This is a genomic window from sulfur-oxidizing endosymbiont of Gigantopelta aegis (genome assembly GCF_016097415.1).
Lineage (GTDB): Bacteria > Pseudomonadota > Gammaproteobacteria > GRL18 > GRL18 > GRL18.
On the sequence record NZ_JAEHGE010000001.1, the window covers coordinates 658,392 to 670,173 of the forward strand.

13 protein-coding genes are annotated in these 11,782 nt (G+C 40.3%); 1 reads left to right on the plus strand and 12 read right to left on the minus strand.

Annotated elements, in window-relative coordinates:
• Nucleotides 1–152 precede the first annotated feature (152 nt).
• Nucleotides 153–377, plus strand: coding sequence for a hypothetical protein (locus JEU79_RS03265; protein WP_198262944.1), 225 nt, complete (start codon nucleotides 153–155; stop codon nucleotides 375–377).
• Nucleotides 378–571: 194 nt separating this feature from the next.
• Here JEU79_RS03265 and JEU79_RS03270 read toward each other — a convergent pair whose 3' ends face one another.
• From JEU79_RS03270 to JEU79_RS03325, 12 genes are all read right to left on the minus strand, one after another.
• Nucleotides 572–1,000, minus strand: a complete 429-nt coding sequence (locus tag JEU79_RS03270; protein WP_198262945.1) for a F0F1 ATP synthase subunit epsilon — start codon at nucleotides 998–1,000, stop codon at nucleotides 572–574.
• 90 nt (nucleotides 1,001–1,090) lie between these two features.
• Nucleotides 1,091–2,467, minus strand: coding sequence for a F0F1 ATP synthase subunit beta (gene atpD / locus JEU79_RS03275; protein ID WP_198262946.1), 1,377 nt, complete (start codon nucleotides 2,465–2,467; stop codon nucleotides 1,091–1,093).
• Between the two features lie 126 nt (nucleotides 2,468–2,593).
• The gene (gene atpG / locus JEU79_RS03280) at nucleotides 2,594–3,502 is read right to left on the minus strand and encodes a F0F1 ATP synthase subunit gamma (protein ID WP_198262947.1); all 909 of its coding nucleotides are present in this window, start codon (nucleotides 3,500–3,502) and stop codon (nucleotides 2,594–2,596) included.
• A gap of 15 nt (nucleotides 3,503–3,517) precedes the next feature.
• Nucleotides 3,518–5,059 (minus strand): F0F1 ATP synthase subunit alpha, encoded by a 1,542-nt coding sequence (gene atpA, locus JEU79_RS03285; protein WP_198262948.1) that lies wholly within the window; start codon nucleotides 5,057–5,059, stop codon nucleotides 3,518–3,520.
• Nucleotides 5,060–5,125: 66 nt separating this feature from the next.
• The gene (locus tag JEU79_RS03290) at nucleotides 5,126–5,662 is read right to left on the minus strand and encodes a F0F1 ATP synthase subunit delta (RefSeq protein WP_198262949.1); all 537 of its coding nucleotides are present in this window, start codon (nucleotides 5,660–5,662) and stop codon (nucleotides 5,126–5,128) included.
• A 10-nt stretch (nucleotides 5,663–5,672) separates the two neighbouring features.
• On the minus strand, nucleotides 5,673–6,143 hold the full coding sequence (locus tag JEU79_RS03295) for a F0F1 ATP synthase subunit B (RefSeq protein WP_198262950.1): 471 nt from the start codon (nucleotides 6,141–6,143) through the stop codon (nucleotides 5,673–5,675).
• A gap of 56 nt (nucleotides 6,144–6,199) precedes the next feature.
• On the minus strand, nucleotides 6,200–6,490 hold the full coding sequence (gene atpE / locus JEU79_RS03300) for a F0F1 ATP synthase subunit C (protein WP_198262951.1): 291 nt from the start codon (nucleotides 6,488–6,490) through the stop codon (nucleotides 6,200–6,202).
• A gap of 78 nt (nucleotides 6,491–6,568) precedes the next feature.
• A complete protein-coding gene (atpB, locus tag JEU79_RS03305) occupies nucleotides 6,569–7,387 on the minus strand; it encodes a F0F1 ATP synthase subunit A (protein ID WP_198262952.1) in 819 nt (272 codons plus the stop codon).
• A 144-nt stretch (nucleotides 7,388–7,531) separates the two neighbouring features.
• Nucleotides 7,532–7,939, minus strand: a complete 408-nt coding sequence (locus tag JEU79_RS03310; RefSeq protein ID WP_198262953.1) for an ATP synthase subunit I — start codon at nucleotides 7,937–7,939, stop codon at nucleotides 7,532–7,534.
• A gap of 365 nt (nucleotides 7,940–8,304) precedes the next feature.
• Nucleotides 8,305–9,213 carry a ParB/RepB/Spo0J family partition protein gene (locus tag JEU79_RS03315; RefSeq protein WP_198262954.1) on the minus strand — a complete coding sequence of 303 codons (909 nt, stop codon included), beginning with the start codon at nucleotides 9,211–9,213 and terminating at the stop codon, nucleotides 8,305–8,307.
• 156 nt (nucleotides 9,214–9,369) lie between these two features.
• A complete protein-coding gene (locus tag JEU79_RS03320; RefSeq protein ID WP_198262955.1) occupies nucleotides 9,370–10,482 on the minus strand; it encodes an SGNH/GDSL hydrolase family protein in 1,113 nt (370 codons plus the stop codon).
• A 162-nt stretch (nucleotides 10,483–10,644) separates the two neighbouring features.
• Entirely contained in the window at nucleotides 10,645–11,400 is a 756-nt protein-coding gene (locus tag JEU79_RS03325) for a PEP-CTERM sorting domain-containing protein (RefSeq protein ID WP_198262956.1), read from the minus strand.
• Nucleotides 11,401–11,782: the final 382 nt, after the last annotated feature.

Below are 11,782 nucleotides of genomic sequence, written 5' to 3' on the forward strand. Positions count from 1 at the left end.
GATTTTTCCTACTATTGCATATTTCGTCACATTACTTCGTATTTCCCCCTTCCAATGTGGGTTTACCCTTGATTTTTGACTCAATAAACACTATATTAACAAATGGTAATATATTAAATAGGTGTTTTATGTATATAAAACGGTTTCTTCTTTTGGCAGCGGTAGCAGCGAATCTCAATTCGACAACTATGCTTTATAATGTCAGTAAGAAACAGGTTGAAGCGGATGCCTCTACTGCCTCTTATCTTTTGAATAATTATTATGATGAGTTTAAGCAACCGTCTGTTATTTCTGACTTTAATAAAAGTACAACATCCGAGTTTATGCAAATAAGAAGCTCCTTGGAACAGTATTATTCTGAATTTTCTATTCAATAAGGTGTTGTTCCATATTGATGCTCTAGGTAAAGAGTGTAGCTTTGGTTTTGATGCGCTTTGGTTTTGTTGCGCTTCGTGCCTCAGCAGCATCCTACGTTTATTTGGTTATAGAATTAGATACATAAATAAAAAAGGCCGTATTAACATACGGCCTTTTTTGTGACTCTTTTTAGCGATAGTTAAACCTTTTTGGCTTAATGACCGCCTTTTTTCTTACGTAGATTTTCTATCATTCTTAATTGTGCAATGGCTTCGGCTAATTGCGCTTCTGCGGCTGCAAAATCAATTTCAGAATCTTGATCACCTAGCATTTCTTCTGCTCTCTGCTTGGCTTCTTGTGCTGCACCCTCGTCCAAATCACTTGCCCTTAAGGCTGTATCTGAAAGAATCGTCACCACATGGGGTTGCACTTCAAGTAAACCACCCGAAATATAGATAGACTCTTGATTACCACCTTGTTCAGTAATGATCACTTCACCGGCTTTCAAGGTTGAAAGTAATTGGGCATGCTGAGGCATAATACCTAAGTCACCCATTTCACCCGGGGCGATAACCATCTCGGCTAAATTAGAGAAAATCTCTTTTTCAGCACTGACAATATTTAGCTTCATGGTCATTGCCATGATGTATCTCCTGCACGTTTAATTCAATGGCACGGCTATTACTATAATTAGTAATAGCCGTGCCAATGTTAACTTTCCAAGCCTACAGTTTTACGCTGCGTTTGCTTTTTCAAGTACTTCTTCAATACCACCAACCATGTAGAATGCTTGTTCTGGTATTGTATCGTGAACACCTTCAATAATTTCTTTAAAGCCACGAATAGAGTCTTTCAAGGAAACGTATTTACCAGCGGTACCTGTAAACACTTCTGCAACGAAGAAAGGCTGTGACAAGAAGCGTTGAATCTTACGTGCGCGGTTTACAGTTTGCTTATCTTCTTCAGATAATTCATCCATACCCAGAATCGCAATAATATCTTTCAATTCTTTATAACGCTGTAAGGTTGTTTGAACGCCACGAGCAACTTCATAATGCTCATTACCAACAATTTGTGGATCAAGCTGACGTGAAGTAGAGTCCAGAGGATCAATCGCAGGATAAATACCGAGTTCTGCAATTTGACGTGATAGTACAACAGTCGCGTCTAAGTGAGCAAAAGTGGTTGCAGGTGATGGATCGGTCAAATCATCCGCCGGTACATAGACCGCCTGAATAGAGGTAATTGAACCCACTTTAGTCGAAGTAATACGTTCTTGTAAGGCACCCATTTCTTCAGCCAGTGTTGGCTGATAACCCACCGCTGATGGCATACGACCTAACAATGCAGACACTTCTGTTCCGGCTAAGGTATAACGATAAATATTATCAATAAATAATAATACGTCGTTACCTTCGTCACGAAAACCTTCTGCAATGGTCAAACCGGTTAAAGCGACCCGTAATCTATTGCCTGGAGGCTCATTCATCTGACCATAGACTAGAGCCACTTTACCTAATACATTGGATTCTCTCATTTCATGGTAGAAATCGTTACCTTCACGAGTACGTTCACCCACACCGGCGAATACTGAATAGCCACTATGCTCGGCAGCAATGTTACGAATCAGTTCCATCATGTTAACGGTTTTACCAACACCTGCACCACCAAATAAACCGACTTTACCACCCTTGGCGAAAGGACAAACCAAATCGATTACTTTGATTCCTGTTTCCAGCAATTCTGCGGTGGCGGCTAAATCTTCATACTTAGGTGCTGCACGATGAATGGAAGCACGTTTGCTTTCACCGACCGGACCTTTTTCATCAATGGGGTTACCCAAGACGTCCATGATGCGACCTAAGGTTTCAACACCAACGGGTACAGAAATAGGTGCGCCTGTTGGTACAACGTCTAAACCACGTTTAACACCATCGGTAGTACCCATGGCAATACAACGAACAATGCCGTCGCCCATTTGCTGTTGGACTTCCAACGTTAAATCATCTTCTGTGACAACCAATGCATCATAGACCTTAGGCAGTGAATCACGTGAAAACTCCACGTCAACGACTGCACCAATGATCTGGACAATTTTTCCTGAACTCATTATTTGGTTCCTTTTTTTAAAACTAAAGGTGCAAATCGCAAAGCTTATTTTTGCCAGCTTTATCTGCACTTTTAACGCTTAAAATACTTAATCTTGTTAGCTAAAACTTTCTAACTCGTATGAGTTTTATACTGCTGCGGCACCCGCAACAATTTCTGAAAGTTCCTGGGTAATGGCTGCTTGTCTGGCCTTATTGTAGACCAATTGTAAGTCATCAATCATGTCACCGGCATTATCAGTAGCACTCTTCATGGCTATCATTCGCGCCGCCATTTCACAGGCCATATTTTCAACCACACCCTGATACACCAATGACTCGATATAACGCATTAATAGCGCATCGATCACTAATTCAGCATCAGGCTCATAGAGATAATCCCAATGGTATTTCATATTAGCTTCATCATCGGGTGCTTTATGATAACGCACTCTATTTTTGCTTGATTCTACCTGGCTTACACCAATTGGAACCATTTGTGCAACAATGGGTTGCTGTGTCATGTTATTAACAAATTTGTTAAAAACAACATAGAAGCGATCAATACGACCATCATTGTAGGCATCTAGCATTACTTTGATGCCACCAATTAAGGCTTCTAGACTGGGTTCATCACCTAAGTGCTCGGTATGTGAGACCACATTACCACCAATACGTTTGAAGAATGAACTGGCTTTAGAACCAATCACACTGACATCGATTTCGATACCCTGATCGTGCCACTCTTTCATTGCAGTCATAGTTTCTTTAAACAGATTCGTATTTAAGCCACCACATAAACCACCGTCGGAAGATATAACAATATAGCCAACACGCTTTACTTCTCTCTCCACCAGATAGGGGTGTCTGTACTCAGTATGCGCTTGCGCAAGATGACGAACTACGTCAATCATCTTTTCTGCATAAGGACGAGAGGCTGCCATACGTGTCTGTGCTTTACGCATTTTACTGGCAGCAACCATCTGCATGGCACTGGTGATCTTCTGCGTATTTTTAATACTGCTGATCTGACTGCGAATCTCTTTTCCGCTTGCCATACTCAGAGCCTCCTATTACCAGCTACTATTGGATTTAAAGTGCTTAACAGCTTCATGCATTTTGCTATCAATGTCATCATTATAGTCACCGTTTTCATTGATTAAGTCCATCAAATCAGAACTATTTGACTTCATGTAATCCTGCATGGCATTTTCAAAATCAACGATTTTGATCACATCAACATCATCCAGATAACCGTTATTCGCAGCAAATAATGAAATCGCCATTTGCGCAACAGTATAAGGGGTATATTGAGTTTGCTTCATCAATTCTGTGACGCGTTGACCACGTTCGATTTGCTTTCGAGTGGTTTCATCTAAATCAGAAGCAAACTGAGCAAAAGCCGCTAATTCACGATACTGAGCTAAATCTAAGCGAATACCACCACCCAGCTTCTTGATGATTTTAGTCTGCGCTGCACCACCGACACGAGAAACCGATAAACCAGCGTTAATCGCTGGTCGAATACCGGCGTTAAACAAGTCAGTTTCAAGAAAGATTTGACCATCAGTAATCGAAATTACGTTGGTTGGTACAAAAGCAGATACGTCACCTGCCTGTGTTTCAATGATAGGTAAAGCGGTCAAAGAACCGGTCTTGCCTTTCACTTTGCCACCGGTTGCATGTTCGACAAACTCAGCATTCACACGAGAAGCACGCTCTAATAAACGGGAATGAAGATAGAATACATCACCGGGATAGGCTTCACGACCCGGTGGACGACGTAGTAATAACGACACTTGACGATAGGCCCATGCTTGTTTAGTCAGATCATCATAGACTATCAATGCATCTTCACCGCGATCACGGAACACTTCGCCCATGGCACAGCCCGAGTAAGGTGCGATGTATTGCAGAGCCGCCGCATCCGATGCAGTCGCAGCAACAACGATGGTGTTTTTCATTGCGCCGAATTCTTCTAGCTTACGAACCACTGCCGCAATACTGGATGCTTTCTGACCAATTGCAACGTAGATACATTTAATGCCGGAGTCTTTCTGATTGATGATGGCATCAATCGCAACGGCTGTTTTACCCGTCTGGCGATCACCAATAATCAATTCACGTTGTCCACGTCCTACGGGTACCATGGCATCAATTGATTTCAAACCTGTTTGCACTGGCTGGTCAACGGATTGCCTGGCGATGACGCCCGGCGCAATTTTTTCAATCGGTGAAGTTTCTGTGGTATCAATGGGGCCTTTGCCATCAATGGGATTACCCAATGAATCAACAACACGACCCAATAAAGCATCACCTACGGGCACTTCTAAAATACGCCCCGTACATTTAACTTTGTCGCCTTCGGTGATGTGCTTGTAATCACCTAAGATTACTACACCCACTGAATCGCGCTCAAGGTTAAGCGCCATACCAAAAGTATTGCCAGGAAATTCGAGCATTTCTCCTGACATGGCATCACTTAAGCCGTGAATCAAGGCAATACCGTCACGTAGACTGACAACAGTCCCTTCGGTAGTTGCTTCGGTTTTAGCATCAAAACTTTCAATTCGACTTTTTATTAAGTCGCTGATTTCTGATGGATTTAACTGCATTTTTTAATCCTCTGTGATCTGAATCACTTAGCATTCATTCTTATCTTGTCTATAAAAAGCTCAGGCTTAGCTAAGCAGGGAATGAGTAATTTCTTCCAGTTGAGTTTTCACTGAACCATCAATTACCATATCACCTGCACGAATAATGACACCCCCTAGCAAACTTTTATCTGTGCTAGTTTTGATTGTCACTTCGCGACCGAGTTTCTTTTTCAGCGCTGCTGCAATGCTTTTCTTTTGTGTGGCATTAACGGCATAGGCTGAAATCACCTGAGCTTCAATACTGCCTTCTTCTTCAGCGCGCATGGCTTCGAAGCTTTCGGCAATATTGGGAATAATAGCCAGGCGATCATTTTCAGCCGCCAGCTTGATAAAGTTTATTCCCTGCTCATCTAATTGATCCTTACAGATATCTACAAACAAGTTAATCACTTGTTCACTACTGACATCAGGATTATTGATGATCTCGATCATGGCTTTATCTGAGGCGACTTCACAAAGAAGAACCAGTGTCTCAGACCATGCTTTAAGCGTGTTATTGGCATTGGCTAAATTAAAGATGGCCTGTGCATAAGGTCTTGCTAATGTGCTAATTTCTGCCATTATTGAGTCCTCATATCTGCCCTACGACATCTTTTAATAAGTCGCCATGTGCTTTGGCATCGATCTCTTTCTTGATGATCTTACCTGCTGCGGCAATAGTGATATCAACCACTTGTGCGCGCAGTGATTCTTTGGCACGATTAACTTCTTGTTCAATTTCAGCGTTTGCTGCGACAATTAAACGTTCGCCTTCAGCCTTTGCGTCACCTTTCGCTTCTTCTATTATTTCCACACCACGCCTTTGCGCTTGAGCAAGAATGTCTGCAGCCTGCTCTTTGGCTTCTTTAATATGTTGAGTCGCTTTTTGTTCCGCCAGCTCCTGCTCGTGTATACCACGTTCAGCAGCTGCAAGACCATCGGCAATACGCTTCTTACGATCGTCCATCATCTGGGTCATTGGACCCCAGAGATATTTGCCTATGAACCAGACTAATATCGCGAACGTTATCATCTGGCCTATAAGAGTTGCGGTAATGCTCATCGCCTAATTCCTATGTTCATCTTTTGTTTATCTGGTGATTAAATTTAATGGTAAATTTAACCGCCAGCAACTTTAATTGCATCCATAACTTGAGCTGCAAACGGGTTAGCAAAGATAAACCACATTGACATACCCAAAACGATCATTGGAAAAGCTTCCATTAAACCACCGGTAAACAACATTTGACCCATTAATTGTGGGCGCATTTCAGGTTGACGAGCGATACCTTCAAGGAATTTGGAACAGATCAGTCCCCACCCTAAAGCTGAACCCAAACCTGCTGCCGCCAGAATAATTCCGACAGCTATTGCAGTTGAACCATAAACTGTAGCTAGTGCTGCTTCCATTAGTTTCTCCTAATATACTTAAATTAAAAAGGTTTGAAAATTTGCCTACTCCGTATGAATAGACTGAATTTGTGTCAATTAGTGCTCTTCGATTTCCTGATGCGCCATACCCAGGTATACGATTGTTAACAACATAAAGATAAACGCCTGCAGGGAAACTACCAGAATATGGTAAATAGCCCATGCGGTTCCCAATGCTACTTGTGGAATTATCCCAAACATTGATGCGCCACCTAAAAGTGCAATCAGCAGGAAGATGAGTTCACCAGCAAACATGTTGCCAAATAAACGTAAGCCCAAGCTGACTGGCTTGGCAACTTCTTCAATCGTAGTCATAACGATATTGACCGGGATTAAATATTTACCAAAGGGGTGAAATAGAAACATCTTAATGTAGCCGATCGGGCCTTTGATTTTAATATTGTAATAAATAATGAGGGCAAAAACCGATAAGGCTAATGCAAATATAGTGCTTAAATCAGTGGTAGGAACCACTTTCATGTATTGAATACCAACCAATTGACCCATTTCTGGTAACAAATCAACGGGCAGTATATCCATCGCGTTCATTAGAAAAACCCACATAAAGATGGTCAGTGATAAAGGACCAATGAGTGGATTACTACCCGGGAAAATATCGCGGATTTGTTGTTGCACAAATTCAACAATCGCTTCTAATACATTTTGACCACCTGATGGGGTATCAGCAGTCATTTTTTTGCCCATGGTATAGGCTATATACATTAGCATACCGGCCAATAACCAACCATAAATCAGTGTATCCAGGTTCAATACCCAGAAACTTCCATCACCGATGCTGATGCTGTTATTGTGCAAATGATGCTGAATATACTCAACGGACGTTGGTCCGTGTGCTTCGCTAGCAGAGCTACTCACTTTTACATCTCCAAGATTTTAAAAAATTTTTTAACGACTCATGCTTTTGTGCGAATTTATTCTTTTATCATCTTTGTTTGATAAAGCAAACTCACAAATTCATTACGACGAGTGTATGTTCGACTGATGACTGCTACATTAAGTTTAGTTAGTTTCATGACGGGTATCCACTTTATTGGCAATATAACTCAATTGCGTCACAGCAAAACCTATCAATATCGCTAATGGATCGAGTTTTAAATACCCCATACCAAAAGCCATCAGTACCAGTGTTAGAACAAATTTTTGTATCGCGCCTATGTAGATTTCTACATATCCCTGATATTTACCATCAGACATTTGACCGGGTAATGCTGCTTCACCGGCACGACTTATCCGCCAAGCCATTAATAATGTACCTGACAATGTAATACTGCCACCAAACAAGGCGGCCAAAAATCCATTTGTATTTTGAAATGCAAGATAAACAAGAGCGACTATTAAAGTCAAAACAACCTGCACGATGATCAGTCGATTGACTACTCGACGCATGACCACGTTGGCAAAGCTCATTTGCTTATTTTCCTGTATAAATCCGTATAACTATTATTTGTTTATAGCTAATGTATTTGTTAATAGCTAATGCTTGTTTGCCGTTGCTAACAGATTAAATTTTAAGATCTAAAAGTCGACTACGTCAACTTGAAGCAGATTATAATAATAAACTTGTGCCAGATCAATGAACACATGCAAAAACAGTGCATTATTTTATAATACGCTTATATTTATCCCATAATAGGTAGTAATTTTACTTAAACCCTTCCCTTTTGCAGTGGTTATTGCCTCTTTGGATAGCACCTCTGGGAAGTATAGCCGATGAAATAGCTTTGTCATCTTTTTGTAAGAAAATAAATATTTTCTTTTAAGTCGAGTTTCAGCTACTTTATATGCGCAAGAATACCCTCTAATTCATCGACCGTATTATAGTGAATAACCATTTTGCCTTTACCCTTATTACCGTGCTGAAAAATCACTTTTGCACCCAGTTTGTCCGTCAGGTTTTGTTGTAGGTTAAGAATATTGGGATCGTCTTTCTTCTCTACTTTTTCTTTTGGATTAAGGATTTTTTTAATCATGCGCTCGGTTTCTCGAACCGACATGCCTTTGCTGACCACGTGTCGAGCGGTATAACTTTGCTCTTCACCCTTAAGCGCTAATAAAGCACGAGCATGACCCATTTCCAGATCACCATTTTCTAATAAACGTCGCGTACCCGGTTCAAGCTCTAATAAGCGCAATAGATTAGACACTGCAGCCCGTGAACGGCCTACGGCATCAGCGGCTTGTTGGTGAGTCATATTGAACTCATCAATCAAACGACGTAAAGCACCGGACTCTTCAATGGGACTCAGTTCTTCACGTTGAATATTTTCAATCAAGGCCATGGCAATAGCGGCCTGATCGGGTACATCGCGTATTATTGCAGGGATTTCGGCCAAACCAGCCATTTGACTAGCTCGCCAGCGACGCTCACCAGCAATAATTTCGTATTTCTGGTCACCGCTGGCAGTGGACTCACCAATAGGACGGATCACAATAGGCTGGACAACGCCTTGTGCCTTAATCGAATTAGACAATTCTTCAAGCGCTTCGGGGTGCATATCAATGCGGGGCTGATAGACACCTGGCTGAATGAATTCAACCGGTACATTATGCAGTTCACCATCCATCCTTGCTTTTTGACTTGTATCTTCTGTTGCTTCACTTAAATCTGCTCGAGCTTTTTTTGCACTACCACCCAATAAAGCATCCAGACCACGGCCTAGACCACGTTTTTTTCCTGCCACTATGTGGTTGTCCTTAATTATGTTTATTTCCAATGAACACGCTATTATAAAGGAAATTGCTTGTTTTTTACATAGGAATTCAGTTTGAAAATTATTAATGGCTTTACATAGAGCATTTTATCGCAACTAAAATCCCATGTTTCTTCAGGCCGGCGTCTATTTTATAATTAATTCTTTTTGTATTATGCCTGCAACTATTCCATGCCCTTTTGAAGTTAAATGCCCTTCATTCGGATGAAATAGCTGTGTTTGCCCTGCTTCGTATTTCTTTCTCAATAGCGTTGCTATATCTATTGTATTTATCTGCAAGCTTGTTGATAAATCAATGACATACTTCCTAACATACTCTTGAAAAATTGCCGCATAAGAATCGGGGGTAACAACATAAGAGCGTCCCGGTAAAATTGCGATACTCAATGATGTTTGTTGATGTTTAGCTTCCCGTTGCATGGATTTAAATAAGACAGAAAGCAAGTATTTTTGTTTGCTGAGCCTACCATCAAGAATAGCATTAATGGTCGCTCTATCTGTATTGGCTTTTTGCGGGATTAGTAATTTAAGAATTTGGCTTTTTTGTCGCAAGCCATCAAATGCTACAGCATATTGATTTAACTCATTGCCAAATAAAATAACTTTCAATGTTTGGCTTCTTAACACAGCAGGTTTCTTAGTTTTGGGCACAGGCATATTCTTTAATACCAACACGCCTTCGTTTACCTCAAAAAATGGCTTGGCAGGTTCTGCCTGTAAGGGATGTGGCAGTGCGTTATCAATAATGTCATTGCCTAAATAGAAAATCAGCACATAGTCATTAATATTTTCTTTACTTTGTTGCTGCATCAAAAGGTATTCTTGATCGGTACTATATCCAGGTACGCCCAAGTTCAAATATTCATTATCAATATCATCCAATGCCAGCTTAGCGGCAAAGGTTTCATAATCATTAACACCAAATCCGAAAGTAAAACTATCACCAATTAAGGCAATTTTTCTTCCCGTGGTGCTTTTCCCTTCCCGGGGTTGTTGTCTGAACCCGTGTTCATCTGTTGAGTAAGTAACAGAAAAATCATGATGAGAATGCTCGCCTTTCCAGTTTGGCGTTAAGGCCCAACCGAGTTCAGGATGGTAATGCATCATGCCTGTCGCCATTTTTGAACTGCGTGCTATCGAATTCTGATGCCATGACAATATATATTCTGATAATAGAATACCAAAAGTAATACTTATTGACACCATAATTAGGGCATAAAGATGTTGCTTTAATTGCATAATTAAATCTAGCTTCTATTTTTCAAGAATGTAATAAACCACAAAAAAATTATCAATAGATAATTGACATCAAATTATGCCACCACTTATCACCGGGCATAAAAAAACTGCTCCGCAAACACGGAACAGTTTTTTTTAAAACTGAGCCTGGAACTATTAAGCTTATGCTTTAATCTTACGTCTGCGAACAAAACCCAGACCTAATAGGCTAACACCCATCAAAGACAACATAGTAGGTTCAGGAATTGAAAAACCACCATTTATATTGTCATTACCACATGACATTGTCCAATGCGCGTCAATATCAAAGTCACTACCTAGACCTAAGCCCGTGATATCAAAAGAGACGGTGCGAAAGTAACTATCACTCTCTTGGCCATAATTATTAGTTAATAAACTTTTAACCAATGTACCACCGTTCAGAGCAAATGGACTTGATTGAGAAGAATAGTAGATATTATTACTCCAAGACGAAGCATTATATAAGCCTGCATCATCTGTACCAGCTATCCCCGTTATCCCCATATCAACCCCTGTACCAACGTTATAATAACCTTCAGTATAAAGGCCAAAGTCTACGCCATATTCATAGGTTGAAGCATCACCAATTGTAGTTGCACCATCAAAAGATAAAGCTAAATCACCTGCATAATAATTTTTGTTACCATACAATAGATGACCGTCTACAACATCAAAACCAGTCTGTAAACCAAGAGACAGTGTATTACCATCCTTCTTGTAATAAAGGTACTCAGCATCAAACTCCTGACCGCCGCCGCCTGGACCTGAAGTATGACCTTCGTCATTAGCAAATTGAGTCCAGCCATCTGTGTCCCAAAATGTCATTGGCGTCGCAAATACACTTGCTGAAAAAGCAATTAACGAAACAGATGCTGCTACTTTTATTATATTTTTCATTCTGAAATACCTCTACCACTTAAAATTACAATAATATTACAACTAACTATAATAATGTAACTACTTAATTATTATAATATTACCACCAAATTATCATACCCAATTATATACAATATTTATGCCAATAAACACATACACTTAATAAACAAAAGGTTATATAAAAATAAGGCGTTGTAATGACATGATTTTAATATTATTGTAAAAAAAGCTGACACTCATTATCTTCGCGTTTATGTACTCATAAACGTGAAGATTAGCGCCCAGCCTTGTTCTAACGATGTGGATTAGTTTTTTAGAAAATTATTATATACTGTACCCTGTAAAAAACCCTGACAATTACAATTCAAGGTGTAAAGCGGGATTGATCTGGCCCAAATGATGT

Coding starts and splice junctions, on each gene's coding strand:
- atpD (WP_198262946.1), bottom strand. CDS start 2,467: ATGAGTTCAGGAAAAATTGTCCAGATCATTGGTGCAGTCGTTGACGTG.
- JEU79_RS03310 (WP_198262953.1), bottom strand. CDS start 7,939: ATGAGCTTTGCCAACGTGGTCATGCGTCGAGTAGTCAATCGACTGATC.
- JEU79_RS03320 (WP_198262955.1), bottom strand. CDS start 10,482: ATGCAATTAAAGCAACATCTTTATGCCCTAATTATGGTGTCAATAAGT.
- atpE (WP_198262951.1), bottom strand. CDS start 6,490: ATGGAAGCAGCACTAGCTACAGTTTATGGTTCAACTGCAATAGCTGTC.
- JEU79_RS03295 (WP_198262950.1), bottom strand. CDS start 6,143: ATGAGCATTACCGCAACTCTTATAGGCCAGATGATAACGTTCGCGATA.
- JEU79_RS03270 (WP_198262945.1), bottom strand. CDS start 1,000: ATGGCAATGACCATGAAGCTAAATATTGTCAGTGCTGAAAAAGAGATT.
- JEU79_RS03325 (WP_198262956.1), bottom strand. CDS start 11,400: ATGAAAAATATAATAAAAGTAGCAGCATCTGTTTCGTTAATTGCTTTT.
- JEU79_RS03290 (WP_198262949.1), bottom strand. CDS start 5,662: ATGGCAGAAATTAGCACATTAGCAAGACCTTATGCACAGGCCATCTTT.
- atpG (WP_198262947.1), bottom strand. CDS start 3,502: ATGGCAAGCGGAAAAGAGATTCGCAGTCAGATCAGCAGTATTAAAAAT.
- atpA (WP_198262948.1), bottom strand. CDS start 5,059: ATGCAGTTAAATCCATCAGAAATCAGCGACTTAATAAAAAGTCGAATT.